Annotated in this window: 20 protein-coding genes; 9 read left to right on the forward strand and 11 right to left on the reverse strand. The window is 66.9% G+C overall.

The window, feature by feature from the left end:
- Positions 1–557: lipoyl synthase (locus J2T23_RS18570; RefSeq protein WP_307362431.1), on the reverse strand; the 557-nt coding region annotated here is incomplete at its 3' end.
- Positions 554–1,231: a lipoyl(octanoyl) transferase LipB gene (gene lipB / locus J2T23_RS18575; protein WP_256371929.1), complete on the reverse strand. Its 678-nt coding sequence runs from the start codon at positions 1,229–1,231 to the stop codon at positions 554–556. The genes J2T23_RS18570 and lipB, both read right to left, overlap by 4 nt.
- Positions 1,232–1,359: 128 nt before the next feature.
- Between lipB and J2T23_RS18580 the strand changes: the two genes are divergently transcribed.
- On the forward strand, positions 1,360–2,970 hold the full coding sequence (locus tag J2T23_RS18580) for a serine/threonine-protein kinase (protein WP_307362433.1): 1,611 nt from the start codon (positions 1,360–1,362) through the stop codon (positions 2,968–2,970).
- Positions 2,971–3,032: 62 nt separating this feature from the next.
- Here the strand turns inward: J2T23_RS18580 and J2T23_RS18585 are convergent, their stop codons facing one another.
- Positions 3,033–3,944 carry a TIGR01777 family oxidoreductase gene (locus J2T23_RS18585; RefSeq protein ID WP_307362436.1) on the reverse strand — a complete coding sequence of 304 codons (912 nt, stop codon included), beginning with the start codon at positions 3,942–3,944 and terminating at the stop codon, positions 3,033–3,035.
- 73 nt (positions 3,945–4,017) lie between these two features.
- Here J2T23_RS18585 and J2T23_RS18590 point away from each other — a divergent pair, with 73 nt between their 5' ends.
- Positions 4,018–7,500, forward strand: a complete 3,483-nt coding sequence (locus J2T23_RS18590; protein ID WP_307362439.1) for a S41 family peptidase — start codon at positions 4,018–4,020, stop codon at positions 7,498–7,500.
- A gap of 80 nt (positions 7,501–7,580) precedes the next feature.
- Here J2T23_RS18590 and J2T23_RS18595 read toward each other — a convergent pair whose 3' ends face one another.
- From J2T23_RS18595 to J2T23_RS18615, 5 genes are all read right to left on the reverse strand, one after another.
- A complete protein-coding gene (locus J2T23_RS18595; RefSeq protein WP_307362441.1) occupies positions 7,581–8,009 on the reverse strand; it encodes an OsmC family protein in 429 nt (142 codons plus the stop codon).
- A gap of 134 nt (positions 8,010–8,143) precedes the next feature.
- Positions 8,144–8,497: a hypothetical protein gene (locus J2T23_RS18600; protein ID WP_141160817.1), complete on the reverse strand. Its 354-nt coding sequence runs from the start codon at positions 8,495–8,497 to the stop codon at positions 8,144–8,146.
- Between the two features lie 149 nt (positions 8,498–8,646).
- Complete coding sequence (gene sucB / locus J2T23_RS18605) at positions 8,647–10,350, reverse strand: 2-oxoglutarate dehydrogenase, E2 component, dihydrolipoamide succinyltransferase (protein ID WP_307362443.1); 1,704 nt, start codon at positions 10,348–10,350, stop codon at positions 8,647–8,649.
- A 113-nt stretch (positions 10,351–10,463) separates the two neighbouring features.
- On the reverse strand, positions 10,464–11,846 hold the full coding sequence (lpdA, locus tag J2T23_RS18610; protein ID WP_307362446.1) for a dihydrolipoyl dehydrogenase: 1,383 nt from the start codon (positions 11,844–11,846) through the stop codon (positions 10,464–10,466).
- 253 nt (positions 11,847–12,099) lie between these two features.
- Complete coding sequence (locus J2T23_RS18615) at positions 12,100–13,623, reverse strand: leucyl aminopeptidase (protein ID WP_141181262.1); 1,524 nt, start codon at positions 13,621–13,623, stop codon at positions 12,100–12,102.
- A gap of 256 nt (positions 13,624–13,879) precedes the next feature.
- On the opposite strand from J2T23_RS18615, the gene J2T23_RS18620 reads away from it, so the two are divergent.
- The 4 genes from J2T23_RS18620 to J2T23_RS18635 all read left to right on the forward strand — a co-directional run bounded on the left by J2T23_RS18620 (position 13,880) and on the right by J2T23_RS18635 (position 19,314).
- The gene (locus J2T23_RS18620) at positions 13,880–14,818 is read left to right on the forward strand and encodes a proteasome assembly chaperone family protein (protein ID WP_141160813.1); all 939 of its coding nucleotides are present in this window, start codon (positions 13,880–13,882) and stop codon (positions 14,816–14,818) included.
- Between the two features lie 52 nt (positions 14,819–14,870).
- A complete protein-coding gene (locus J2T23_RS18625; RefSeq protein WP_141160812.1) occupies positions 14,871–16,217 on the forward strand; it encodes an MFS transporter in 1,347 nt (448 codons plus the stop codon).
- Positions 16,218–16,340: 123 nt separating this feature from the next.
- Positions 16,341–17,654 (forward strand): DUF4192 family protein, encoded by a 1,314-nt coding sequence (locus J2T23_RS18630; protein WP_307362452.1) that lies wholly within the window; start codon positions 16,341–16,343, stop codon positions 17,652–17,654.
- 346 nt (positions 17,655–18,000) lie between these two features.
- Positions 18,001–19,314 (forward strand): RNA polymerase sigma factor, encoded by a 1,314-nt coding sequence (locus J2T23_RS18635; protein ID WP_307362456.1) that lies wholly within the window; start codon positions 18,001–18,003, stop codon positions 19,312–19,314.
- A gap of 205 nt (positions 19,315–19,519) precedes the next feature.
- Here J2T23_RS18635 and J2T23_RS18640 read toward each other — a convergent pair whose 3' ends face one another.
- Positions 19,520–19,741 carry a DUF7455 domain-containing protein gene (locus J2T23_RS18640; RefSeq protein WP_013600696.1) on the reverse strand — a complete coding sequence of 74 codons (222 nt, stop codon included), beginning with the start codon at positions 19,739–19,741 and terminating at the stop codon, positions 19,520–19,522.
- Between the two features lie 256 nt (positions 19,742–19,997).
- On the opposite strand from J2T23_RS18640, the gene J2T23_RS18645 reads away from it, so the two are divergent.
- Positions 19,998–22,106, forward strand: a complete 2,109-nt coding sequence (locus J2T23_RS18645) for a DNA gyrase/topoisomerase IV subunit B (RefSeq protein ID WP_141181266.1) — start codon at positions 19,998–20,000, stop codon at positions 22,104–22,106.
- A 57-nt stretch (positions 22,107–22,163) separates the two neighbouring features.
- Here J2T23_RS18645 and J2T23_RS18650 read toward each other — a convergent pair whose 3' ends face one another.
- The gene (locus J2T23_RS18650; RefSeq protein WP_141160808.1) at positions 22,164–23,156 is read right to left on the reverse strand and encodes a M56 family metallopeptidase; all 993 of its coding nucleotides are present in this window, start codon (positions 23,154–23,156) and stop codon (positions 22,164–22,166) included.
- Positions 23,157–23,162: 6 nt separating this feature from the next.
- Positions 23,163–23,546: a BlaI/MecI/CopY family transcriptional regulator gene (locus J2T23_RS18655; RefSeq protein WP_018769682.1), complete on the reverse strand. Its 384-nt coding sequence runs from the start codon at positions 23,544–23,546 to the stop codon at positions 23,163–23,165.
- 258 nt (positions 23,547–23,804) lie between these two features.
- Here J2T23_RS18655 and J2T23_RS18660 point away from each other — a divergent pair, with 258 nt between their 5' ends.
- The gene (locus J2T23_RS18660) at positions 23,805–25,400 is read left to right on the forward strand and encodes a cytochrome ubiquinol oxidase subunit I (RefSeq protein ID WP_307362460.1); all 1,596 of its coding nucleotides are present in this window, start codon (positions 23,805–23,807) and stop codon (positions 25,398–25,400) included.
- A 15-nt stretch (positions 25,401–25,415) separates the two neighbouring features.
- Positions 25,416–26,465, forward strand: a complete 1,050-nt coding sequence (gene cydB, locus J2T23_RS18665; RefSeq protein WP_307362463.1) for a cytochrome d ubiquinol oxidase subunit II — start codon at positions 25,416–25,418, stop codon at positions 26,463–26,465.

The following is a 26,465-nucleotide window of genomic DNA, read 5'->3' on the forward strand; positions in this document are numbered from 1 at the left end:
CGGGGGACGGTTTCGACGTTGTGGGCGAAGACTTCGGGGGCGGAGTCGCAGATCGCCTTGATGTGGTCGGGGTTGCCGGAGAAGTCGGGGATGAGCAGTTCGACGCCGGTGCCGGGGTTCAGTTCGTGGATCTTGCGGACGGTTTCGGCGTAGAGCCAGACGCCTTCGTCTTCGAGGTCGTCGCGGGCCACGCCGGTGACGGTGGCGTAGCGCAGCTGCATGGATTGGACGGAGCGGGCCACCTTGGTGGGTTCGAACATGTCCACGGGGGAGGGTTTGCCGGTGTCGATCTGGCAGAAGTCGCAGCGGCGGGTGCATTCGGAGCCGCCGATCAGGAAGGTCGCTTCCTTGTCTTCCCAGCATTCGAAGATGTTGGGGCAGCCGGCTTCTTCGCAGACGGTGTGCAGGCCTTCTTTTTTGACCAGGTTCTTCAGTCCGACGAACTCGGGGCCCATCTGGACCTTGGCCTTGATCCACTCCGGCTTGCGCTCCACCGGGACCGCAGCGTTGCGCTGCTCGATCCGCAGCATCTTCCGGCCTTCAGGTGCCAATGTCACAGTAGAGCTCCTTCAGGGCTCGAAACCAATACTTCTTCATGCTTGCGGAATTCCTCCACGAACCGCTCCGCGATGTCCGCGGGGTGGATTTCCCTGCCCGTTTCAAGGGACATGGTGGTCACTCCGGCGTCGGTGATGCCGCAGGCTATGATCTGGCCGTAGGGCGCAAGGTCGTTGCTGCAGTTAATGGCGACGCCGTGCATGGTCACGCCGTTCAGGACACGGATGCCGATCGCAGCGATCTTGCGGTCGGGGCCTTTTGAATCGGCCTTGATCCATACGCCCGCGCGGCCTTTGATGCGTTCTGCGTTGATGCCGTAGTCCGCCATGACGGCGATCATGATCGCTTCAAGGCGCTCCACGTAGTCCCTGATTCCGGAGCGGTTCTTGAGCTTCAGGATGGGGTAGGCAACCAGTTGGCCCGGGCCGTGCCACGTAAGTTTGCCGCCGCGGTCCACCGCGACGACCGGCGTACCGTCAAAGGGCCGCTCGTGGTCCTCGGTAAGCTTGCCGGCCGTATAGACAGCGGCGTGCTCCAACAGAAGGACTGTGCTGGGCGCACTTCCCGCGACAACTTTGTCATGGAGTTCGCGCTGGGCATCCCAGCCTTCCATGTAGTCAACGAAGTCGGGGGCAAGACCCAGCTGTGAAAACTCAAGAGTCATGGCATCCAGCTTAGACCCCGCAGCCGCACCGGCCCGGTTTAGTGTCGAAGCTCACCGGCGGAACTCAATGTGACCACGGCCGCCGGAGGCTGTGGATAACTTCTGCGGCGCGGCCGGAAGTCGGCTAGACATGGACCATGGACGATGCACAGGCACCCGAGGTACCGGGCTACGACGTCGGCAGGCTGCTGGGGCGGGGCGGCAGCGCGGACGTGTGGCTGGTACGGGAGCGCCGGACCGGACAGGAATACGCACTGAAGTGCTTCCGCGCCGCCGGCAGCGGCGCGGGCAGCAGTCCGGGAATCACCCAGGAGGAAGTGCGGCGGGAGATCCGCATCCTGTCAGTCCTGGACCATCAGCACCTGGTCAAGGCCCACGGGGCGGTGCAGGGCACCGAACCCGGCAGCGGTGCGGCCCTGACCATGGACTATGCTGCCGGCGGTTCGCTGGCCCAGCTGGTCGCCTCCCGGGGCAGGATCAGCGTGGGGGAAACGGTCACGGTGCTCACGCCCATAGCCCAGGCCCTGGCCTACCTGCATGCCAAGGGCTTCACGCACTCGGATGTGTCGCCGGGAAATGTCCTGTTCACCGGGCAGGGAAAACCGGTGCTGTCGGACCTCGGAATTGCCCGGATGCTGGGCGATCCCGGCCGTGCGGGGGCCGCGGGAACCGGAGGATTCGTGGATCCGTCCCCGGTGGACGCCGTCCGCGCCGGCCTGCAGCCGGAACGCGACGTGTACTCGGTGGCCGCCCTGGGCTGGTATTGCCTGACGGGTGAGCCGCCGGGACGGACCGCCGACCGGCCTCCGCTGTCCCTGCTGGTTCCCGGTGTTCCCAAAGACTTGGCAGCCGCCCTGGAAGCAGGACTGAACGATGAGCGGAGGCTGCGGCCTGACGCACTGGCGCTGGCCACTGCCGTGTACCGCAGTGCTGAACCACAACCCGTGGACCTCTCCGGCGCCGTTCACCCCAGCGTCCTGCCGGAGCTGCTGACCCGCCGCCACGTTCCCCCTGTGTCGCGGGGCAGCCGACTCCGGGAGAAAATCCAGGGGCTCCGCCGCCGGGCGGAGGCCTCCCGGTGGTCCGCGTGGCCGGGAGCGGCAACAACTACAACCCCGCCGGCCAGGGGAAAGCACGCGGTGGGCCCGGCCGGTGGCCAGGTGCTGCGGCTTCTACGCCGTTCCGTGCTGCCGCTCGTTGCCGCCGCTGCCGCAGTGCTGTGGTGGCTGTCAGCGTCCGCAGGGCACGGCATGTGGCCCGGGAATTCTGCACACGGTCCGGTCCCACCAGGTGCGTCCCCGGCCGCAACAGGTGGCGGTGGCCAGGCGGCCGTGCCCCTGGACGTGGCGGTGGAGCAGGCAGGGGCAGCTGATCCCGTAACAGCCGCGCAGGGGCTGGCGGCGGTTCGCGACTACGCCTTCAACAGCGGTGGAATGGAACTGCTGGCGGACGTGAACGCCCCCGGGTCGGCCGCGGCTGTGGCTGACCAGAGGATCTCCAGCCAGGTCGCCGCCGGCCGGCGGCTCGCCGGATTCAGCACCACGCTTTCAGGGTTGACTGTCGAGGACGGGGCCACCGGCGTGCACGCGGTGGTGCGGGCCGTCTCCACTACGTCCGGATACCAGGTGTTGGACCCGGATGACACCGTGCTGGCCACGGGGCCCGCGAGCCGGCCGCAGCCGCTGCGGCTGGTCCTGGTGTCCGTCGATGGCCGGTGGCGGGTCAGCGACATCCTGCCCGGCCAGTGAACAGCCCTCAGTGCATTGCCCTGCGAACCCTGGCATCCAGCATTGCCGGGTCGCCCCACTGCCTAGCCCCGCTGGACCGCGCCGGCCTTTCCCGCCACCCATTGGGCTGCATCTGCCAGGTTCCCGTGCTGCCACTGGAACCCGGCAGCTGCCAGGACGGCCGGCTCCATCCGCTGGCTGTACAGCAGGAGCTCCTCACCCAGGCCGGGCATCACGGTCCGCAGCACCGGGGCGGGGACCCGCAGCAACGCCGGCCGGTGCAGCGCCTTGGCCAGGGCCGCCACGATGGTATTCACATCCGCCTGTTCAGGGGCGGCCACATTGACCGGCCCTGAGACCGGGGAGGCCAACAGCAACAGGAATGCGGCCGAAACATCGGGAAGCGTTACCCAGGGCCAGAATTGCCTGCCGTTGCCAAACGGGCCGCCCACCCCCAGGCGCAGCAGCGGGAGCAGCTTGCCCAACGCCCCGCCGGACTGGCTGAACACCACTCCGGTCCGCGGCGTCACCACCCGTACGCCCGCCGGCGCCATCAGCGCGGCCTGCTCCCACTCAATGCAGATTTGCGCGAGTGTCCCCTCGCCTGCCGCTGCATCTTCCCGGAGGACGGTGTTGCCCGCGTCACCGTAGTAGCCCGAACCGGACTGGCTGATGAAGGCTGCGGGTGGAGCGTCGGACCGTGCCATAGCCTGCACCAGGGTCCTGGTGGGTCCCAGCCGGGAACTGAACAGTTCCTCCACGCGGTGCCGGGTCCACGGCCGGTCGCCGATTCCGGCGCCGGAAAGGTTGACCACTGCGTCCGCGCCGGACAGCACCCCGGGATCCAGGACCCCGGCCGCCGGATCCCAGCGAACTTCGCCGGCATTGGCCGGGGGCCTGCGGACCAGTGTCACCACAGAGTGGCCGGCACTGCGGAAGGCTGCGGACATGGAGGTGCCGATGAGCCCGGAGGCGCCGGCCATGACGATATGCATGGTCCATCTCACCACGGCAGCACGGGTTGTGTATCTCCCGCGGGGCAGGGGAGGGGATGGCTATGATCGAACGATGACCTCTTCCAGCTACTTCCGTTTCCCGCATCTGCACGGTGATCTGGTCACTTTCGTGGCCGAGGACGACGTGTGGATCGCGCCCCTGGACGGCGGCCGCGCTTGGCGTGTCTCCTCCCTCCAGCTCCCTGCCCGCAACCCGCGTTTTACCCCTGACGGCAAGCGCCTGGTGTGGACCGTAGTCCAGGGAACGGCGCCGGAGGTAGTGTCTGCACAGGTGGACGGCGGCGGGTACCGGCAGCTCACGTATTTCGGCCACAGCACCACCAAGGTCAAGGGATTCACCACGGGCGGTTCCGTGGTGGTCACCAGCGCGTTCCGCCAGGCCGAAAGCCGGCATACCCACGCCTACAGCGTCCCGCTCGACGGCGGCTGGGCCCAGGAGCTGCCCTATGGACCTGTGGAGTCCGTTGCCTTCGGCCCCGAAGTCGGCGATGAACGCCCCGTGGTCCTGGCCAGTGTTCTCTCCCGCGAACCCGCATGGTGGAAGCGGTACCGGGGTGGAACTGCTGGGAAGCTGTGGATCGACCGCGACGGCAACGGCGAATTCGAACGCCTCCTCCCGGACCTTGACGGCAACCTCGCCGACCCCCTCTGGGTGGACGGCCGGATCGCCTTCCTGTCCGACCATGAGGGCTACGGCAACCTGTACTCGGTCCTGCCCAGCGGTAAGGACCTGCGCAGGCACACCGACCATCAGGACTTCTATGTCCGGCACGCGGCCACCGACGGCAAACGGGTCATCTTTGAATCGGCCGGCGAACTTTGGGTCCTCCACGACCTTGGCTCGGACGCAGTGAAACTGGACATTAGCCTCGGATCCGCCAGCCAGACGAGGCGCCCCGCACTGCTCGACGCCGTCAAGCACCTCGGTGCGGTGGCACCGGATGTGGCGGGCGCCGCCAGCGCCGTCGAATCCCACGGCACCATCCACTGGCTGCGGCACAAGGACGGCCCGTCACGCATCATCGAGGCCACCCCGGGTGTCCGCGGCCGGCTGCCGCGGCCGCTGGGAGACGGACGCATTGCCTACATCGCCGACCATGGCGGCGTCGAAGCACTGCATATCAAGGACATCGCCGCACCTGTTCCGCACACCGCTGGAAATCCGGGCACCCAGGCCCAGGATGCCCCCGTCGGGGCAGCACCCGCTGAGGATGAAGCGGAGGCGGTCAGCCTGCCCCAGCCTGTCCCGGCGTCCGGCGCCAAAGTGCCGGCGGCAACAACAGCCCACGCGTCCACCGATGACGAGCAGCAGGCGGATGTGGCGCCCCAGGCCGATGCCCCCGGCACCGAAGCCCAGGCTCCGGCGGCGGACGCCGGTGTCACCGTGCCGACGCCGTCCCGGGCCAGTTCGCTGGAGCCGAGCCCCGACGGCCGGTGGGTAGCCCTTGGAACCTCCTTTGGTGATGTCTTCGTGGTGGACACCCGCACCGGAGACCTCACACCGGTAGCCAGCATCGGGGAGGGCAGCATCTCCGAACTGGGGTGGTCGGCGGATTCGCGCTGGCTGGTCTGGTCCGAGCCCGTCACCTCCTTCGGTTCGCGCAGCCGGCTGCGCCTGGCCACCGTGGACCGGCTCGACGCGGCACCCGTGGAGGTTACCGACGGCCGCTTCCGCGACGCTTCCCCGGCCTTCACCCCGGACGGGAAATTCCTTGCGTTCCTGTCCAACCGCAGCTTCGACCCCGTGTACGACGGGCACTCGTTCGACCTCTCCTTCCCCAGCCCCATCAAGCCGTACCTGGTGGCGCTTGCTGCCGGGACGCCGTCGCCCTTTGGCCCGTCGGTTGATCCCGCGGGCCGGGAGCCGGACGCAGAAGCCGCGGACGGTGCCGGGGACGGCGCGGTGCCCGCCGTCACTGTCGATCCGGAGGGCCTTGCCCACCGCGTGATCGGCGTTCCCGTGCCGCAGGGCAACTACAGCTCATTGAAGGCCGTTGACGGCGCGCTCCTCTGGCTCGACTCCGTCCTGGCGGGCGTGACCGGCGACGGGAAGGCCAGCCAGGAGGACAAGGACGCCCGTCCCAGCCTGGTCCGGTATGACATCGCCCGGCGCAAGCAGACCACCCTGGTGGATGCCGTGGACAGCTACCGGCTCTCGGGTGACCGCAGCAAAGTGGTGGCGGTCGCCGATAAGCAGGTGACTGTTGTTCCGTCGGACGCCAAGACGGACGAGGAATCCGGCAAGCTGGTCAAGGTGGACCTGGGCAGGATCCGCGTCCTGATGGACCCGCTCAGCGTTTGGGGACAGGCATTTGACGAGGCCTGGCGCCTGCAGCGCGACTTCTTCTGGGCCGAGGACATGGCCGGCCAGGACTGGGAATCCATCCACGCCCGGTACCGGCCGCTGGTGGAACGGCTCGGCTCCCATGACGACCTCGTGGACCTCCTGTGGGAACTGCACGGCGAACTGGGAACTTCCCACGCCTACGTGCGCCCTGCGGCCGTCACCGAACGCGGCAGCCGTGGACAGGGCAGGCTCGGCGCCGACCTCCTACACACCGCCCGCGGTTGGGAGATCACCCGCATCCTGGCGGGCGAGTCCTCTGACCCGCTGGCGACGTCGCCGCTGACCAGGCCCGGCGTCGGCGCGAAAGCGGGGGACGTCCTCCTGGCCGTCGACGGCGTCCCGCTGTCCGAAAGCACCACCCCTGCCATGCAGCTGGTGGGGGCCGCCGGCCGCGCCGTGGAGCTCACCCTCCTCAACGGCCCCGGACACGGCGGCGCTGAGGGCACCCAGCGGAGGGTCGCCGTCGTGCCTGTCAAGGATGAGGAACGCCTGCGGTACCAGGAATGGGTTGCGGGCAACCGGCGGACGGTCCGCGAGGCTTCCAACGGAACCTTCGGCTACCTGCACATCCCGGACATGATGGCCAACGGCTGGGCCCAGCTCCACCGGGACCTGGATACCGAAACGGCATTCGATGGCCTGATCGTCGATGTGCGCCGCAACCGCGGGGGGCACACCTCCCAGCTTGTTGCCGAGCTCATTGGCCGCAAGGTCACAGGATGGAGCATGCCGCGCGGCGAAAAGCCGCGTACTTACCCCCACCATGCGCCGCGGGGGCCCGTGATCATCCTCGCGGACGAGTTCGCCGGGTCCGATGGCGACATCATCACCCAGGTGTCAAAGCTCCGCGGCATCGGCCCGGTGATCGGAACGCGCACCTGGGGCGGTGTGGTCGGCATCGACAACCGGTTCACGCTGGCGGACGGCACCGGCGTCACCCAGCCCCGCTATGCCAACTGGTTCGGCGGCGGCGTGGGCTGGAGCGTGGAGAACTACGGCGTTGACCCGGACATCGAGGTCACCTACCCGCCGCACGCCTACGCCGCCGGGCGGGATCCCCAGCTGGAGTACGGCATCGGGGCGCTGAAGGAAATGATCCAGGAACTGCCCACCGACCGGCCGCCGGCGCGCTCCGGCTACCGGAAGCTGAAGCCTGCCCCGCTTCCGGCGCGCCGGCACGACGGCTAACCCGGGCCGGCAACGGCAAAGGCCCTGCCCTTCCGGATTTCCGGAAGGGCAGGGCCTATGCGTTGTGCGGGGTGCGGAACCTAGGACTGCAGCGTGGCGTCGAGGGTGATCTCGATGCCGGCCAGGGCCTGGGACACCGGGCAACCCTTCTTGGCGGCCTCGGCAATGCGCTGGAAGTCTTCTTCCGAGATGCCGGGGATGCGGGCGCTGAGGGTCAGGTGGCTGCCGGTGATACCGGTTCCGGGCTGGAAGCCGACCTCCGATTTGGTGTTGACCTCTTCCGGAGTGAAGCCCGCCTGGCTGAGTTCGTGGCTGAAGGCCATGGAGAAACAGGCCGAGTGGGCCGCTGCGATCAGCTCTTCCGGGCTGGTCTTTCCGCCGGCAGCCTCCGTGCGCGCCTTCCAGGTGACATCGAAGGTGCCCAGGCCCGAGCTGTCCAGGGTGGTGTTGCCCGAGCCATCGGTCAGGCTTCCGGTCCATACGGTGTGGGCATTGCGTGTTGTAGCCATGTCTCTCCTCAACGTCGATTCGGTCCGGGTCCGGCAGCACGGCCGGGCCCACCGTTTCCCATCCTAGGGATCCGGCCCCTGCGGTGCACGGATTGTCCGCTCTCAGAGGATTATGACCGGTCCCCGGACGGGTTTTACTGCCAGATGGTGGCGATGGCGATGTTGACCAGGGCCAGGCCGCCTACGCCGTGGGCGAGGCCGGTGGACACAGGCTCACCCTTCTTGACCTTGCGGGTGCCGATGATGGCGAGGACTGCAACGACGATGGCAATGACGAACTTGATGCCCAGCTTGGCGTAGTTCGGGTCCTTGTCCGGCAGGAACGGAAGGATGCCCATCATGGCGATGCCGGTAAGAAGCTGAAGGAAGGCGCCGTCACGCTGGCGCGGGTGCACGGTAGGGGTCCGCATCGTGGCGATCCAGTAGCCCACGATCATGGCCGCGCCCACGACGTGCAGGAAAACCAGGATGTTAAAGAGGATAGTCATGGCTCCAGCTTAGCCAGTCAGTTCTACCGCCTGTAGCAAAGCCACGCTGGCCACCCACGCCTGGGTGCCCATTAAACAACGACGGCGGCGGGTGCCTCCGGTGGATATCCCACCGTTTGGCACCCGCCGCCGCTGCTCGTGGCTGGCTGTTACAGCCCCAGGTCCGCTTCGAAGGCGCCTTCTTCGAGGCGTGCCTTCAGCGTCTGGAGGAACCGGCCCGCGTCCGCGCCGTCCACCAGGCGGTGGTCGTACGTCAGGGACAGGTACATCATGGAGCGGATGGCGATCGAGTCGTCACCGTTTTCGTCGGCAACCACAACGGCACGCTTGACGATCGCGCCGGTACCCAGGATCCCTACCTGCGGCTGGTTGATGATCGGGGTGTCGAACAGTGCGCCAACCGAACCGATGTTGGTGATGCTGAACGTGCCACCGGACAGTTCATCCGGACCGATCTTTCCGTCGCGGGTTCGGGAGGCAACGTCCGCAATTTTGCCTGCCAGTCCGGCGAGGTTCAGGTTGCCGGCGTCAGCGATGACCGGAACCAGCAGGCCCTTGTCGGTGTCGACGGCGATGGCCAGGTGCTCGGCGTTGTGGTAGGTGATTTCCTGCTTGTCCTCGTCGTACGCAGCGTTGAGCTTGGGGTGCTGCTTGAGGGCCTCGGCCACGGCCTTGGCGATGAAGGGGAGGAAGGTCAGCTTGACGCCGTTCTGGGCCTGGAACGAGTTCTTGGCGCGGGCGCGCAGCTTCGCCACCTTGGTCATGTCCACTTCGTGCACCTGGGTGAGCTGGGTGGAGACCTCGAGGGATTCGCGCATGCGGCGGGCGATGACCTGGCGGATGCGGGGAGCCTTTTGGGTGGTTCCGCGCAGCGACGAGGCAGCTGCAGCCGGGGCGGCAGGGGCGGAAGCGGCAGGGGCTGCTGCCGGAGCCGCTGCCGGGGCAGCCTTGGCTTCAGCGGCGGCCATGACATCCTGCTTGCGGATGCGGCCGCCAACACCGGTGCCGGACAGTGAAGCGATGTCCACACCGTGCTGGTTTGCCAGCTTGCGGACCAGGGGAGTGACGTAGCCGGATTCCGAGCCTGCGGCCGGGGCGGCTTCCTGGGCAGCGGGTGCAGCCTGCGGGGCGGGCGCCGGTGCTGCGGCGGGGGCCGGTGCTGCGGCCGGAGCGGGGGCTTCCTGCTTGGTGGCTTCCTGCTGGGGAGCCGCGGGTGCAGCCTGCGGGGCGGCGGCAGCGGGGGCACCCGAGCCGATGACGGCCAGCACGGAACCAACCTCGGCGGTCTCGTCCTCGTTGACCCGGATTTCCTGCAGCGTGCCGGCAACCGGCGAGGGGATCTCGGTGTCTACCTTGTCGGTGGAGACCTCGAGCAGGGGCTCGTCGACCTCGACGGAGTCGCCCACGGCCTTGAGCCAGCGGGTGACGGTGCCCTCGGTGACGCTCTCGCCGAGGGCGGGGAGCGTCACTTCATGGCTTTCGCCGCCGGCAGCCGGAGCGTCCTGGGCGGGCGCTTCCTGGGCAGGTGCTGCTTCAGCGGGTGCTTCCTGGGCCGGGGCCTCCTGTGCCGGAGCGGCAGCGGGAGCTTCTTCGGCCGGGGCGGAACCGCCGCCAGAGCCGTCGCCGATGCGCACCAGCGGTGCGCCGACCTCGGCGGTCTCGTCTTCAGCGACCAGGATTTCTTCAATCACGCCAGCTACGGGAGAGGGGATTTCAGTGTCTACTTTGTCGGTGGAGACTTCGAGCAGCGGCTCGTCCACCTCTACCCGGTCACCTACCTGCTTGAGCCAGCGGGTGACGGTTCCTTCGGTGACACTCTCACCGAGGGCGGGCAAGTTAACGGATTCAGACATGTCGTCCCCGTTCTCCTTATTGATCTTTAGTGCGAATGATTGCTGCCTTGTTGGAAGCCTAGTGCACCCGGCCTGCGCGGCCGGGTGCACCGGGCCTGGTAATGCTGGGGGAACTAGCCGTGCAGCGGCTTGCCGGCCAGCGCCAGGTGGGCTTCGCCAAGGGCTTCGTTCTGGGTGGGGTGGGCGTGCAGCAGCTGCGCCACGTCCTCAGGGTAGGCTTCCCAGTTCACGATCAGCTGGGCTTCGCCCACCTGCTCGCCCATGCGGGCACCGATCATGTGGACGCCGACGACGGGGCCGTCCTTCTGGCGGACCAGCTTGACCAGGCCGGAGGTGCCCAGGATGGAGCTCTTGCCGTTGCCGGCCAGGTTGTATTCCTGGGTCTGGACCTGGTCTTCGCCGAACTTCTCCTTGGCAGCCTTCTCGGTGTAGCCAACGGTGGCGATCTCGGGCTCGGAGTAGGTGACCTTGGGGATGTTGATGTCCTCGACGACCACCGGCTTCAGGCCGGCGATTTCCTCGGCCACGAAGATGCCCTGCTGGTAGCCGCGGTGTGCCAGCTGAACGCCGGGGACGATGTCGCCGACGGCGTAGACGTTGCCGACGCCGGTGTGGAGGCGCTCGTTGGTGATGACGAAGCCGCGGTCGATGGTGATGCCCGCTTCCTCATAGCCGAGGTTCGCGGTGACGGGGCCCCGGCCGACGGCGACCAGCAGCAGGTCGGCTTCGAACGTCTTGCCGTCCACCAGGGTGACCTTGACGCCGTCGTCGTTCTGCTCGACGCCCTGGAAGAACACGCCGGTGGAGAACTTGATGCCACGCTTCTTGAAGGCACGCTCGAAGTTCTTCACGATCGTGGCGTCCTCGTTGGGAACGAGGGAGGGGAGGCCTTCGACGATGGTGACGTCCACGCCGAACGACTTCCAGACCGAGGCGAACTCGACGCCGATGACGCCGCCGCCCAGGATGATGGCGCTCTTGGGGATGTAATCCATGGTGAGGGCCTGGTCCGACGTAATGACCTTGCCGCCGATTTCCAGGCCGGGCAGGGTGCGGGAGTAGGAGCCGGTTGCCAGGACGATGTTCTTGCCCTTGTAGGCGGTGCCGTTCACGATGACGGTGTCGGTGCCCTGCAGCTTGCCTTCACCCTCGATGACGGTGATGCCCTTGGACTTGATGAGTCCCTGCAGGCCCTTGTACTTGCCGGCGATGATGCCGTCCTTGTACGCGTTGACAGCGTTGATGTCGATGCTGTCCAAGGTGACGTTCACGCCGTACTTGGCGGAGTCACGGGCGTGGTCGGCGAGCTCTGCAGAGTGCAGCAGGGCCTTGGTGGGGATGCAGCCGTTGTGGAGGCAGGTGCCGCCCAGCTTGCCCTTCTCCACGAGGCCGACGGTGAGGCCGAGCTGTACCGCACGCAGGGCCGCAGCGTATCCGCCGCTGCCGCCACCGAGTACCAGGATGTCGAATTCTTGCGCAGTTGCCTGATCGGCCACTAAAACGCTCCCTCGCGTGAACGATGACGCGTTCAGCGCGCATCATCTGGTCTTGGAACTTGCACTGCCGTGATTATGTCAGCAGGGCAACTCTCTTGCATTTGTGACTACCGTGGTTCACCTTAGCGAACCACCTATCCATGCTCCACCTTGGCACTGCGTTTGTGGAGCGCTTGTGTCCAGTGTCACGCGGCTCTGTGGCACAGGAATCACCTGGCCGCAGGGCCGCGTGGCACGGGGGCTGCAGCCGTTCTCAGGCGGCGGCCAGGATGTCCTCCACGTAGGCCACCAGGGTCCGGACAGTGCATCCGGTGCCCTGCTTGTGCGTGTAGCCGTACGGGCTCCCGTTATTAAAGGACGGTCCCGCGATGTCGATGTGCGCCCAGGGGATCTGTTCGCCTGCCTTGTCCTTACCCACGAACTCACGCAGGAACACGGCTGCGGTCATCATCCCGCCGTGCCGTTCGCCGATATTGGCCAGGTCCGCCACCTGGGAGTCCAGCGTGGGGCGCAGTTCCTCCGGCAGGGGCATGGGCCACACCAGCTCGCCCGCACGGTCCGCCGCCTCCTTGAGCGCACCGGTGACGCTGTCCGAACCCATGACGCCGGCGGTGCGGTTGCCCAGTGCGATCAGCTGCGCGCCGGTCAGGGTGGCCACGTCGATGATGGCGTCGGGGAGTTCGCGGCTGGCAGCGACGATGCCGTCGGCCATGACCAGACGGCCTTCGGCGTCGGTGTTGAGGACTTCCACGGTCTTGCCGCCGTACATGGTCAGGACGTCGGCGGGGCGTGAGGCGCCGCCGCCGGGCATGTTCTCGGCAATGCAGAGCCAGGCGGTGGCCTTAACCGGCAGGCCCAGTCCGGCGAGGGCCAGGACGGTGTTGAGGACGACGGCGGCGCCTGCCATGTCGCTCTTCATGTCACCCATGTTCAGGGCCGGCTTGAGCGAGATCCCGCCGGTGTCGAACGTGATGCCCTTGCCAACGAGCGCGATCTTTGCGGTTGCCTTGGCGGGGGCGTACTCGACCTTGACCAGGCGGGGCTGGCGCGTGGAGCCCTTGCCCACGCCCATGATGCCGCCGAAGCCTTCCTTTTCCAGGCGCTTCTCATCCCACACGGTGACCTTCACGGGCAGGCCCTTGGCCAGGTCCTTGGTTGCCTCTGCGAAGGATTCCGGGTACAGATGGCTGGGCGGCGTGTTGACCAGGGAGCGGGTCTGGTTCACGGCCCTGGCAACCAGTCCGGCACGCTTGAGGGCGGCTTCGAGCTCTGCGCTGCCAGCGAGTTCGGTGAAGATCATCGCGTTGCGGACCGGATCCTTGAGCCCGTCCGTTGAGGACCGGAACTCGGTGAAGGAGTAGGCGCCCAGCGCGGCACCCTCGGCGACCGCCGCCACGTCCTGGACGCCCGCCGTCGGGAATGCCAGGGTGACCGTGGCCAAACCGGCCAGCTGCCGCACGGCCGACCCCGCTGCCCTCCGAAGTGCCTCACCTGTGAGCGCCCCCGCAGCGGGGACCTTTCCGACGCCGGCCAGGACCAGGATGCCGGCACCGGTCTCGGGCAGGCCCGGCAGGCGGACCAGCTGGTCTGCAGCGCCGGTCACTCCGAGTGCCTTAAGTGAGTCTGCGAGTGCCTCTGCGGACTTTGCCGTCAGCGGGTTCTCCAGCAGGACGGGGCCGTCAGTTCCCTGCCCCACCCCGATGACCACTGCGTCGCTGGGGCTCTTCTTCAGGTCCCGCGAGACGGTACTAAGGTTGACTTCAGTATTCTTGACCACAGGGATGAGTCCTCAATTCTCGAAACGTTCGGGCAGGGATGCATGTTGGGCGCGCTGCCATAATGGCCCGGATCCGGCCGTTCCGGACGGTCACGGGGTGGGTTCAGGCCCGGCTGGCAGGCCAGTTCCGATCGTAGCCCTTCCCCGGCGCAGCATGGGAATTTCCTGAGAGGTGCGCCACACCGGCCCGAGGAATGCCGGGTGCCCGTGCAGCGTTATGAATGATGTCCACCCGCACCCCTGAAAGGAACATGCCGTGCTTGAACGGATTTCCGGCTCCCTGCTGGACCCCGACGCGCTCTATGCCAGCAACATCGAGCTGTTCCACAGCCCCGACCTGCAGGGGTTGAACCTGGTCATGGGTTTCACCGGGTTTGCCGACGCCGGCCACGTGGTGAAGCAGATCAATGCGGAACTGCTGGATTCCCTTGATGCCCAGCCGGTCGCGGTCTTCGACGCGGACCAGTTGATTGACTACCGGTCCCGGCGGCCGCACCTGAGCTTCGTTGAGGACCACATCGAGGACTACCAGGAGCCCCGGCTGGCCCTCTACCGCCTGGTGGACGGGCTGGGGAAGCCGTTCCTCCTCCTGGCCGGCTTCGAACCGGACCTGCAGTGGGAACGTTTTGCCCGTGCCGTGGTGAACATCGTGGAGAAGCTGGACGTCAACCTGGTCACCTGGATCCACTCCATTCCGATGCCCGTGCCGCACACCCGGCCCGTGGGCGTGACGGTTCACGGAAACCGGCCTGAGCTGATCGAGGGCATTTCGGTATGGAAGCCCACCGTCGAAGTTCCTGCCGCCGTCGGCCATATCCTGGAGCTGCGCCTCGTGGAGGCCGGACGCAACGTCGCCGGGTACGTCATCCACGTCCCGCACTACCTGGCTGAAGCTGAATACCCCACCGCCGCCGTCGCCGGCCTGGAATACCTGGGCGCTGCGGCGTCCCTCATGCTGCCTACCGACCGGCTCCGCGAATCGGGCCGCGAGGTCAGCCGCCAAATCGCCGAGCAGATCGAGGCCTCCGAGGAGGTCCAGCAGGTGGTGTCCCGCCTCGAAACCCGCTATGACGAGAAGGCAGACGGCATGGTGCGGCGCTCGCTCCTGGCCAACGAAAACGACGAGCTTCCCGACGCCGACGACCTCGGTGCCGCCGTGGAGGCTTACCTGGCCAGGGAGAACCCCGGGCAGTAGCGCGGCGTCACAGCATCCGCGGGGGCGCCCGCGGGCCGGGCATAATGAAGGAGTGACTGCACCCCGCGCCTGGCTTATCTGGACCATTGGAATTTTCGGGTACCTGGTGGCCGTGGCGCAGCGGACATCGTTTGGTGTGGTGGGCCTGGAGGCGACCGAGCGGTTCCACGCCACCGCCTCTGCCATCTCCTTCTTTACCGTCCTGCAGCTGCTGGTCTACGCGGGTCTCCAAATCCCCGTGGGACTGCTGGTGGACAGGTTTGGATCGCGGGCCATGATCGCCGGCGGTGCGGTCCTGATGGGACTCGGACAGCTGCAGCTCGCCTTTGCCGAAAGTATCCCCGGCGGAGTCCTGGGCCGCGTGCTCGTGGGCGCCGGCGACGCCATGACCTTTATCTCCGTGATCCGGCTCATTCCGCTGTGGTTCGCCCCCGCCCGCGTGCCCTTGGTCACCCAGCTGACAGGGATGTCCGGGCAGCTGGGGCAGCTGTTCAGTGTCCTGCCTTTCGCGCTGGTGCTGCACCTGTCCGGATGGACCCCGGCCTTCCTGATGCTGGCAGGAATGTCCGCTCTCGCCGTCGTACTTGTCGTCCTGATGCTGCAGGACGCGCCGCCGGGCAGCGAACGGCCGCACGCCCGGCAGGGGCTCAGGGCCACCGGGGCATCACTTGCCCGTGCCTGGCGGCAGCCCGGCACCCGGCTGGGCATGTGGAGCCATTTCACCATCCAGTTCAGCGGCACCGTTTTTGCCATGACCTGGGGCTACCCGTTCCTGATCTCCGGGCAGGGCCTGGATGCCGGAACCGTTGCCGCCCTGATGGCGCTCTACGTTGCGGCCGCCATGGCCGTGGGCCCCTTCATTGGACGTTTCGTTTCGCGGCACCCGCTGCGCCGTTCCACCATGGTGCTGCTGATAGCCGGGGGAACCGCCGCTGCGTGGGCCGCCGTGCTGCTGCTGCCCGGCCGTGCCCCGCTGTGGCTGCTGGCCGGCCTGGTGGTGGTGCTCGCCATCGGCGGCCCGGGGTCCATGATCGGCTTCGACTTCGCCCGGACCTTCAATCCCGCGCACCGGATCGGCACTGCCACCGGGATCGTCAACGTTGGCGGCTTCATCGCGGCCCTGGTGTCGATCTTCCTGATCGGCCTGGTGCTCGACGTCCTCTACGCTTCCGGGTTCTCCCAGGGGGTGCTGTACGGCCTGGACCCCTTCCGGCTGGCACTGAGCGTCCAGTTCCTGGTCCTTGCTTTCGGCGCCGCCGCCATCCTCGCCTCACGGCGGAAGGTGCGCCGCCAGATGGCGGCACAGGGGATCGTGGTGCCGCCGCTGCGCAGCGCGCTGGCCCGCCAGCGCCGCGAAATCCTGGCGCGCCGCCGCCAGACAACGCCCAGCGACGACTGACTGCTCCTGCACAGGCCGCGTTTTATGCGGGCTGGACCAGCCTGGGTCCACGGGCGGCCGGACTTGTCCACATACGGCCGGGACTCCCTTATGCTGTGCCGCGTCCGGACAAAGGCTGGAGCCATGACAGCTTCAGAACGATTAACAATCCGCGGACCGGAAGATATTCTCAGTTTCATTCCACATTCCCTGGGGTACTGGCCTGCCTCCAGCCTGGTGGCCATCACCCTCCACGGCACCAGACTCGGCGCCACCCTGCGGCTCGACCTCCCGGGGCCGGATATCCAAGCAGAGCCCGCCGGTTTTGCCGGCGCCGTCCGGAGTTACCTGGAGTCCGACCAGGAGGCTGACGGCTCGTTGCTGGCCGTCTTCACCAGCGACGCGATGATGGCTCCGCCATCGGCGTACCACCGCCTGGTCCTGGTGGTGCAGTCAGTCCTGGGCCGGGCCGGGATGCCCGTCCGGGACGCCTGGTTCGTGGGGGAGAAGTACTGGCGTGACGCACTGTGCGCCGATCCTTCGTGCTGCCCGCTTCCGGGGCGCCCGGTGCAGCAGATCCGGGACAGCACGCTGAACACCGAAATGGTGTACAGGGGCAGCAGCGTCGGCCCGGCTCCGGCAGCAGGCGGCGCGCCGGCAGCGGCCGTCCCCGCCATCCACCTTGCAGCTGTCCTTGAGGCGCAGGCGGGCTGGGAGGAAGAGCTTGGCAGGCGCTCCGGGAGCAGGCAGCAGTTCAATGCCGTGCTCGACTTCTGGGAGATGCTGCTGGAGCGGACCGGGTCCGGGCCGTGGATCCCGGACGTTGAGCGGGACGCCTTCCTCAGGGCCACCCTGCTCTGCCACACCTGGCGTGATGCCGTGCTGGTGATGGCAGCCGCCGGCAGGACCGCCGCGGCGGCCGGGGCCGTCCACTTTGGTGTCTTTGAGGACCCGACGGGCGACGGCATTGACGCCTCCGTGGTGCCGTTGCCGCTGGTGCCGCCGGCAGCAGGTGCGCGCCGGAATCCGAGGGGAGGCCGGGCAGGGGCCGCTTCGGCAGGGCCCGCGGCGCTCCGTCCACGGGTGCCGCTTCCCGCACGGGGAACAAGGGCACGCGCCGAATCCGTTCCCGCAGGCTACGGAGAGGTCCTTATGGGCATGGCACCCGAGGTTCCCGATTGGGAGGCCCTGGAAGCATTGGACCGGGTCCTTGGGCAGTTGGCTGCCTTGGGCGGGCCTGCGGCCGCGGCAGCCCTGACGCTTCGGGGCTGGGTCTCGTGGTGCCGGGGCCGCGGCTCGTACTCGGCTGCCTACCTGGGGCAGGCCCTTGAGCTTGAGCCGGGCTACCGGCTGGCGGAACTACTGCTGGACCTCGTGGGCAGAGGAACCCTTTGCGGCTGGGCTGCGCGGAAAGACGCGGCCTGGCAGAAGTTCCGGGAGGTCCCGGCCGGGGAGTGAGCGGAGCCGTATCCTGCCGGCACGGAGATATCCACCCATGGAAGGGGCGCGCGGCCGCGCGGCGCGGCGGCACTGTCAGCGGCACCATGCGGGGCAGGAGTAACGGATGGCGGCAGGAGAGGCCGGATCCGGGCAAATCATGAGACAATGGATGCCGAGACCCGGTTGGGTCCGTGTACCGAGTGCTTGTAAGCGGTCCCGCAAGGGAACATTACAGCCGCTCCGGGAGTTGTCTTAAGTGACTCTGCCGGCCGTGGTGGCGCTTGGTTTTCATCACGGACTTGACAGGGTCATAGTGGTGTTGCCCGTATGGTGATTCCACAGACCACCGCTAGAAAGGTTTTCTGTGACCCCGTCTTCCACGAAGAAGGATTCCGCCGCCCAGGATGTCTTGTCCCCTGAGGAGAAGCAGGCCGCGACCAATGCCAAGCGGGCAGCCACACGTGCTGCCAACAAGGCTTCGGCAGGCGAGGCTGCAGCGGACGGCAAGCGCGAGCCCAAGAAGCGTGGGCCCAAGCCCGGCGCCAAGGCTGCAGCAGCGGCCGCGGGAAAGTCCGCCGGTGACACCGACCCGGATGAGGTCGAAGAAGTCGAGGAAGACCTCGACGTCCTCGAAGGGCCGGACGCAGTAGAGGATGCCGATACCGAGGCCGATCCCGTCAAGGGTGCAGCCGGCAGTGGCAAGGGCTTTGTCTACTCCGACGCGGACGACGACGACGCCCCGGTGCAGCAGGTCATGTCTGCCGGTGCCACGGCCGACCCCGTCAAGGACTACCTGAAGCAGATCGGCAAGGTGGCACTGCTCAACGCGGAGCAGGAAGTGGACCTGGCACTGCGGATCGAAGCCGGGCTGTTTGCCGAGGAGAAGATCGCCGCGGACGACGGATCCATGGACCCGAAGTATAAGCGCGAACTCGAATTCATCATCCACGACGGCAAGCGCGCCAAGAACCACCTGCTCGAGGCCAACCTCCGCCTGGTGGTCTCGCTCGCCAAGCGCTACACCGGCCGCGGCATGCTGTTCCTGGACCTCATCCAGGAAGGCAACCTGGGCCTGATCCGCGCTGTCGAGAAGTTCGACTACACCAAGGGTTTCAAGTTCTCCACGTACGCCACGTGGTGGATCCGCCAGGCCATCACCCGCGCCATGGCTGACCAGGCCCGCACCATCCGTATTCCGGTTCACATGGTCGAGGTCATCAACAAGCTCGCCCGTGTGCAGCGCCAGATGCTGCAGGACCTGGGCCGCGAACCCACGCCCGAAGAACTGGCACTGGAACTGGACATGACCCCTGAAAAGGTTGTCGAAGTCCAGAAGTACGGCCGTGAACCGATCTCGCTGCACACCCCGCTGGGCGAGGATGGCGACTCCGAGTTCGGCGACCTGATCGAGGACTCCGAGGCCGTTGTCCCCGCCGACGCCGTGAGCTTCACCCTCCTGCAGGAGCAGCTGCACTCGGTGCTGGACACCCTCTCTGAGCGCGAGGCCGGCGTGGTTGCCATGCGCTTCGGCCTCACCGACGGACAGCCGAAGACTTTAGACGAAATCGGAAAGGTCTACGGCGTGACCCGCGAGCGGATCCGCCAGATCGAATCGAAGACCATGTCCAAGCTGCGGCACCCCTCCAGGTCGCAGGTGCTGCGGGACTACCTGGACTAAGTCCCCGCAATGGCCAGGCAGGGGCCGTCCGGGACCCACTGAAAAGTGGGTCCCGGACGGCCCCTGCTGTTTCGCTCCGTTGTCTCCTGGTCTGCAGCGCCATGTCCCGTGCGGGCCGGGCCCAGTCCGGCCAGGGGTCCTTAAACGCCTGCGGGACCCTTCCGAATGGAAGAGTCCCGCAGGGTCGTTGTTACCGATGCCTCATCTAGTCGATTTCCACGGCAGCTTTCTCGTGAAGCTTTCCCGTCTCGTCGTGCCAGTCGGAGCTCAACGGCTTGAGCGTCGCTTCGACTGCACGGGCGTGGTGGCCGCAGAACAACAGCTCACCGCCGGAGGACTCGAGTACAACCCGGACATATGCCTGGGCTCCGCAACGATCGCACCGGTCCAGTGCGTTGAGCGTGCGGTCTGCCACTGCTGTTGTCATGTCGGCCTCCTTAGTAGATCAGTACATCTATATAACCAGCATTCGTATCCAATCCATCGCAAGGATGGGGCAAGTTCGCTGTGCGCGTATCCGCAAGGTTCGGTCAAGAACTTCCCAGTTCCGCCCGCCACCACGGTCCGTGGCGCGCCGCACACCGGGCCGCGGGTGTGGCAGACGGTTCTGCCCGCTGCAGCGGACTACCCTAGAAGGTGCGGTCCCAGCGCCGCATCGACGTCCCTGAAGGAGTTCATCACCAGTGGCACCAAGCTCTGAGTACACCGCCCGGCACCTTTCCGTCCTGGAAGGCCTCGAAGCCGTCCGCAAGCGCCCGGGTATGTACATCGGCTCCACCGACTCGCGCGGCCTCATGCACTGTCTCTGGGAAATCATCGACAACTCCGTGGACGAGGCCCTGGCCGGGTTCGGCCACGACATCCGGATCATCCTGCACGCGGACAACTCCGTGGAAATCCACGACGACGGCCGCGGCATCCCCATCGACAAGGAGCCAAAGACGGGGCTCACCGGCGTCGAAGTGGTGTTCACCAAGCTGCACGCCGGTGGCAAGTTCGGCGGCGGGTCCTACACGGCCTCCGGCGGCCTGCACGGTGTGGGCGCATCGGTGGTCAACGCCTTGTCCTCGCGCCTGGACGTCGAGGTGGACCGGGGTGGCAAGACCTACAGGATGTCCTTCCGCCGCGGTGAGCCCGGCCGCTTCAAGGACACCGGGTCCCGCCTGGATCCGGCAGCTCCGTTCACGCCGTTCGTCAACGACTCCGTGCTGGACGTGGTGGGCAAGGCCAAGCGCGGCGTGACCGGAACCCGGATCCGCTACTGGGCTGACCGGCAGATCTTCACCCCCGATGCCAAGTTCTCTTACGATGACCTGGTTGCCCGCGCACGCCAGACCTCGTTCCTGGTGCCCGGCCTCAAGCTGACCGTCCGGGACGAGCGCAGGGTCCCCGGGACCCCCGGTGAAGCAGGTCCCTTCGAAGAGGTTTTCCACCACGACGGCGGCATCTCCGAGTTCGTCGAGTTCCTTGCAGCCGATCCGGCCGTCACGGACGTTTGGCGGCTTCACGGTTCCGGAAAGTTCAAGGAGACGGTCCCGGTCCTTGATGAGCGCGGACACAGCCAGCTGGCCGAGGTCGAGCGCGACTGCGAGGTGGACGTGGCGCTCCGCTGGGGGATCGGCTACGACAGCTCCGTGCGGAGCTTCGTGAACATCATCGCCACCCCGAAGGGCGGCACCCACCAGTCCGGGTTCGAACAGGCCCTGATCAAGACCTTCCGGAAAGCCGTGGAGGCCAACGCCCGGAAGCTCAAGGCCGGCAACGACAAGATTGAAAAGGACGACATCTTCGCCGGCCTGACGGCCGTGCTGACCGTCCGGCTCGCCGAACCGCAGTTCGAAGGCCAGACCAAGGAAATCCTGGGAACCAGCGCCGTCCGCGCCATCGTGGCCAAGGTGGTGGAGCGCGAAATCTCCGCCAAGCTGTCCTCCAGCAACCGGAACGACAAAGCCCAGTCGGCGCTGCTGCTGGAGAAGATCGTCAACGAGATGAAGTCCCGCATCTCGGCGCGCGTGCACAAGGAGACCCAGCGGCGCAAGAACGCGCTGGAAACTTCCTCCATGCCCACCAAGCTTGCCGATTGCCGGACGGACGACGTCGGGCGTTCCGAACTGTTCATCGTGGAAGGTGACTCCGCGCTGGGCACGGCCAAGCTGGCCCGTTCCTCGGACTTCCAGGCGCTGCTGCCCATCCGCGGCAAGATCCTGAACGTCCAGAAGGCCTCGGTGGGGGACATGCTCTCCAACGCCGAGTGTGCCGCCCTGATCCAGGTGGTCGGGGCAGGTTCCGGCCGCAGCTTCGACATCAGCGCCGCCCGCTACGGCAAGGTGATCCTCATGACCGACGCCGACGTGGACGGCGCCCACATCCGGACACTGCTCCTGACCCTGTTCTTCCGCTATATGCGTCCCATGATCCTTGAGGGCCGGGTGTTCGCCGCCGTGCCGCCGCTGCACCGGGTGGAGGTCATCAACGCCGGCCAGAAGGCCAACGAGATGATCTATACCTACTCCGAGGCCGAGCTCCACGTGCTGCTGGCCCGCCTGGCGAAGGAGGGCAAGCGGTACAAGGAGCCGATCCAGCGGTACAAGGGCCTGGGGGAGATGGACGCCGAGCAGTTGGCCGAGACCACCATGGATCCGCGGCACCGCACCCTTCGCAAGGTGGGGATCGAGAATGCGCAGCAGGCTGAGGAGATTTTCGACCTGCTGATGGGCTCGGACGTGTCCCCGCGCAAGGACTTCATCATTGCCGGCGCCTCCAGCCTGGACCGGGAGCGTATCGACGCGTGACAGCCGCCGGTTTTCGCGCGGCTGAACCACCAGGAGGCAGCGCGCGACGGCGGCGCGTCAGCCGAGCAGTCCGGGTACCACCAGCAGGGCGGTAGGCAGCGCCAGCAGGAGGATGCAGCCGGCCAGGACGGCGCTGCGGACAGCGGCAGGAAGCTGGGGCTGCGGCGTCAGGAGCCGGCTGACCCGGGAGGCAGCCGTCCGGACCGCATCCGAGCCCGGGCCGCCCGATGCCGCCTCGAGGCCCGAAAGGGCAAGGGTAGGGGACGACGGCCGGATGTCGCCGCCCCCGGAGTTGCCCGCCGAACCGCTGGCCACAATGGCGATGGCCTTGATGAGCGTCGCTTTGCTTTCCGTCCGAAGGGCGACGTCGTCGGCCAGCATCTCGATCAGCGAATTCACCGACTCCTGCGCAAGCCGGGTGGTGGGCAGCCAGGGGAGGGCCTGCCGCCAGGCCGCGAAGGCCCACAGGAGCAGGTGGTGCCGCTGGCTCAGGTGGGCGTTCTCGTGGATGAGGACGGCACGAAGCTCAGCCGGTTCAAGGGCAGCCATCAGGCCATCCGACAGTACGGTGACCGAGCGGGCGCCTCCCGGAAGGCAGTAGGCAACAGGGGAATCGTGGCTGATGACCAGAGTTCCGGCGTCCTGGCCTGACGGGGAAGCCAGGATGGCGAGCAGTTCGCGGTGCCGGCGCCGCTGCCGCTGGATCTTGTAGTACGTCAGCAACAGGGTGAAGACCAGGTGGGCCGTGAGCAGGGCGGCAGCGGACAGGGCAAAGATATGCCAGAACCCCAGCGCCGTGGTGGGGGCATTGAAGAGCACCATGCCGGCAAGGGCGCGCAGCCCCGCGATGAGGTTGTCACCCACAGGTTCCAGGCCGTAGACCAGCATGGCGCCGATCATGGAGAGACCACCTGCGAGTGCGATCGCCTGCCACAGCAGCATGGCCGTGAAGGGCGACCTGGCCGGCCATTGTGCCCGTGACAGGAGGATTGGCACCGGCCACGCCAGGATTATCGCAAGGACCGCCAGCAGGTATGAGGCCCAGAACATGGTGTGCTAGAGATGACCCAGCAGTTTGCGCAGCGTTTCGGCTTCACCTTCGGAGACAGACCCGATGAAGCGGGCCAGCACGGCCTCGCGGTCCGGGGCCGACCCAAGGACCTCATGCATGAGTTCGGCGGTGTGGTCTGCACGGCTGGACACTGCCTGGTACCGGTGCGGGCGGGTGCCGCGTTCGCGTTCGACCAGGCCCTTCTTTTCCAGGCGGGAAAGTACGGTAAGCACCGTGGTGACGGCGAGTTCCTTGCCTTCGTGGCCGGGGCCGCCCTGCGCCGCCGACGTGCGCGCCAACTGATCCCTCAGGGTATTGGCCGTAGCCGCTTCCTGGCCCGCCCAGAGCAGGTCCATCACTGCCCGTTCCAGTTCACCAAGACTAGCCATGTCACTTTTCCTTTTATTTCCCCGCACCGTGCGCTGTGCGCCAGGTGACGTCACGCGGTTGTTCAACTACACAACTAAATTTACCCCGAAAACGCCGAACCTTCTACATCGGGTAGAACATCTGGCGCGCCGCGCCCAGGTGGGCGATCCTAGGGAGGACGGTTGGTTTTCGTCCGCCGCCGACCATGTTCTACACTTTGTAGAAGTTACAGTTCTACGAAGCGTAGAAAACTGCATTGGCTAACAGTAGGGACTGCCATGGACGCCTTGGAAATCGCACGCTGGCAATTCGGCATCACCACCGTCTACCACTTCATGATGGTGCCGCTGACCATCGGCCTGGGCCTGGTGGTCGCCGTGATCCAGACGGCCTGGTACCGCACCGGCAAGCCGGAGTACCTGCGCATGACCAAATTCTGGGGAAAGCTTTTCCTCATCAACTTCATCATGGGCGTTGCCACCGGCATTGTGCAGGAGTTCCAGTTCGGCATGGCCTGGAGCGAGTACAGCCGCTTCGTCGGTGACGTCTTCGGCGCCCCGCTGGCCCTCGAGGCCCTCCTGGCCTTCTTCGTCGAGTCCACCTTCCTGGGCCTGTGGATCTTCGGGTGGAAGCAGCTCAAGCCCGCCATCCACCTTGCCTGCCTCTGGGTGGCCGTCGTCGGCTCGGCGCTGTCCGCCTACTTCATCATCGTGGCCAACAGCTGGATGCAGCACCCGGTGGGCGTGGAAATGATCAACGGCCGGCCCGTCATGACCGACGCCTGGGCCGTGTTCACCAACAACACCGCCCTGGTTGCCGTACCGCACACCCTGTTCGGCGCCCTCGCCGTGGCGGGCGGCTTCCTCCTGGGCATCGCCTGGTACCACCTGTGGCGGAGGCGGCACGACGGCGTCGACACCGTTGGCGCCGACGGCCGGATCATCCCCGGCGAAGACGCCAGCATTTCCGGCCGCGACCGGGCCGACTACAAGGTGTGGATCCGGTCCCTGCGCATCGGTGCCGTGGTGGCCATGATCTCCTTTGCCGGCACCGCCGTCACCGGTGACCTGCAGGGCAAGCTCATGTTCCAGCAGCAGCCCATGAAAATGGCCGCGGCAGAGGCTGCGTGCCACGACGGCACCGGCTTCTCCGTCCTGAGCGTCGGCAACGTGGGCTCGAAGAACTGCGACGACGTCGTGGCAGTGATCGAGGTCCCCGGCATCCTTTCCTTCCTGGCCAAGGGTGACTTCACCACCGAGGTGAAGGGCGTCAACAGCCTGCTGCCCGAGTACAAGGAAAAGTACGGAACCACGCTCCCGGACAACCCGATCTACGGGGACCGCGCCGGCCAGGAGATCCAGTACGTACCCGTCATGGAAGTCACCTACTGGGGCTTCCGGATGATGATCGGCTTCGGCGGCCTCGCGGCGCTGGCTGCGCTGGTGGCACTCTGGATAACCCGCAAGGGGACGGTGCCGGAATCCCGGTGGCTGATGCGCCTGGCAGTGTTTGGCATCCTTGCACCCTTCGGTGCCAACGCCGCCGGCTGGATCTTCACCGAGATGGGCCGCCAGCCGTTCGTGGTGGCACCCAATCCCGACCCGAGCGGCATCGACCAGGTGTTCATGTTCACCGCCGCCGCCGTATCACCCGGTGTGTCCGCAGGGGAGCTGATCGCCTCGCTGGTGGCCCTGACCGCCGTCTACGCCGTCCTGCTGGTGGTGGAAGTAAAACTGCTGGTCAAGTACATCCGCGGCGGTGTGGTCTCCGCTATGCCGGAACTCGGCCACGCCCCGGTGGACGAGAACGAGGATGAAACCCCGGGCCCAGGCGGCCCCAAGCCCGCCGACGACGTCCTGGCCTTCGCCTACTAGCAGAGGAAACACACAATGGAACTGCTGCCCACCATCTGGTTCATCGCCATTGCGGTGCTGTGGACCGGCTACCTCTTCCTCGAAGGTTTCGACCTGGGCGTAGGGATGCTGATGAAGCTCTTCGCCCGCAACAACACCGAACGCCGCGTTCTCCTGAACACCATTGGGCCCGTCTGGGACGGCAACGAGGTGTGGCTGCTGACTGCCGGCGGCGCCACCTTCGCGGCCTTTCCGCTTTGGTACGCGTCCTTGTTCTCCGCGCTCTACCTCCCGCTCCTGGTGGTCCTGCTCGCCCTGATCTTCCGCGCGGTGGCATTCGAGTACCGCGGCAAGGTGGACACCGACAGCTGGCGGAACCGCTGGGACTGGGCCATCGCGCTGGGTTCCTTCTTCGCCGCATTCGGCGTCGGCGCCGCCTTGGCCCTTACCACCACCGGGCTGCCGCTGAACGCCAACGGTGACCGCGAAGGCGGCCCCATGGCCTGGTTCAGCGGGTACGCCCTCCTTGGCGGCGCGGCAGTGGTGGGCTTCTCGCTCGTGCACGCGCTGGCATTCCTGGCACTAAAGACGGACGGGGATGTCCGGCACCGTGCCCGCCAGTGGTTCGTGCGGCTGCTGCCGGTCCTGCTGCTGCCCATCGCCGCATGGGCGCTGGCCATCCAGTTCATGGACGGGAAGCCCTGGACCTGGGCCGCCGTCGTCCTTGCCGTCGCCGCCGCCATCACTGCCTGGCTGCTGGCCCGGAAGGGCGCTGAAGGCAGGGCCTTCCTGGCCCTCGGCGGCTTCCTGGTGCTGGGCACGGCATCCATCTTTGGTGCGGTCTTCCCCGTGGTGCTGCCCTCCACGCTGGACAGCGCCTTCGACCTCACTGTCTCCAACGCATCCTCCTCGGACTACACGCTGGGGCTGATGAGCATCGTGGCGGCATTCGGCCTTCCCCTGGTGATTGCGTACCAGGCATGGACCTACTGGGTGTTCCGCCGCCGGGTAAGCACCGCGCACATCCCGGAAGCCCACAGCTTCCTCCCGGCGGTCGCTGCCAGGGCCTTCACCACCAAGGGCTGA

The organism is Pseudarthrobacter niigatensis (assembly GCF_030812615.1).
GTDB classification, from domain to species: Bacteria; Actinomycetota; Actinomycetes; order Actinomycetales; family Micrococcaceae; genus Arthrobacter; species Arthrobacter niigatensis.

Coding starts and splice junctions, on each gene's coding strand:
- J2T23_RS18580 (WP_307362433.1), top strand. CDS start 1,360: ATGGACGATGCACAGGCACCCGAGGTACCGGGCTACGACGTCGGCAGG.
- J2T23_RS18585 (WP_307362436.1), bottom strand. CDS start 3,944: ATGCATATCGTCATGGCCGGCGCCTCCGGGCTCATCGGCACCTCCATG.
- J2T23_RS18590 (WP_307362439.1), top strand. CDS start 4,018: ATGACCTCTTCCAGCTACTTCCGTTTCCCGCATCTGCACGGTGATCTG.
- J2T23_RS18595 (WP_307362441.1), bottom strand. CDS start 8,009: ATGGCTACAACACGCAATGCCCACACCGTATGGACCGGAAGCCTGACC.
- J2T23_RS18600 (WP_141160817.1), bottom strand. CDS start 8,497: ATGACTATCCTCTTTAACATCCTGGTTTTCCTGCACGTCGTGGGCGCG.
- sucB (WP_307362443.1), bottom strand. CDS start 10,350: ATGTCTGAATCCGTTAACTTGCCCGCCCTCGGTGAGAGTGTCACCGAA.
- J2T23_RS18630 (WP_307362452.1), top strand. CDS start 16,341: ATGACAGCTTCAGAACGATTAACAATCCGCGGACCGGAAGATATTCTC.
- J2T23_RS18640 (WP_013600696.1), bottom strand. CDS start 19,741: ATGACAACAGCAGTGGCAGACCGCACGCTCAACGCACTGGACCGGTGC.
- J2T23_RS18650 (WP_141160808.1), bottom strand. CDS start 23,156: ATGTTCTGGGCCTCATACCTGCTGGCGGTCCTTGCGATAATCCTGGCG.
- J2T23_RS18655 (WP_018769682.1), bottom strand. CDS start 23,546: ATGGCTAGTCTTGGTGAACTGGAACGGGCAGTGATGGACCTGCTCTGG.
- J2T23_RS18660 (WP_307362460.1), top strand. CDS start 23,805: ATGGACGCCTTGGAAATCGCACGCTGGCAATTCGGCATCACCACCGTC.
- cydB (WP_307362463.1), top strand. CDS start 25,416: ATGGAACTGCTGCCCACCATCTGGTTCATCGCCATTGCGGTGCTGTGG.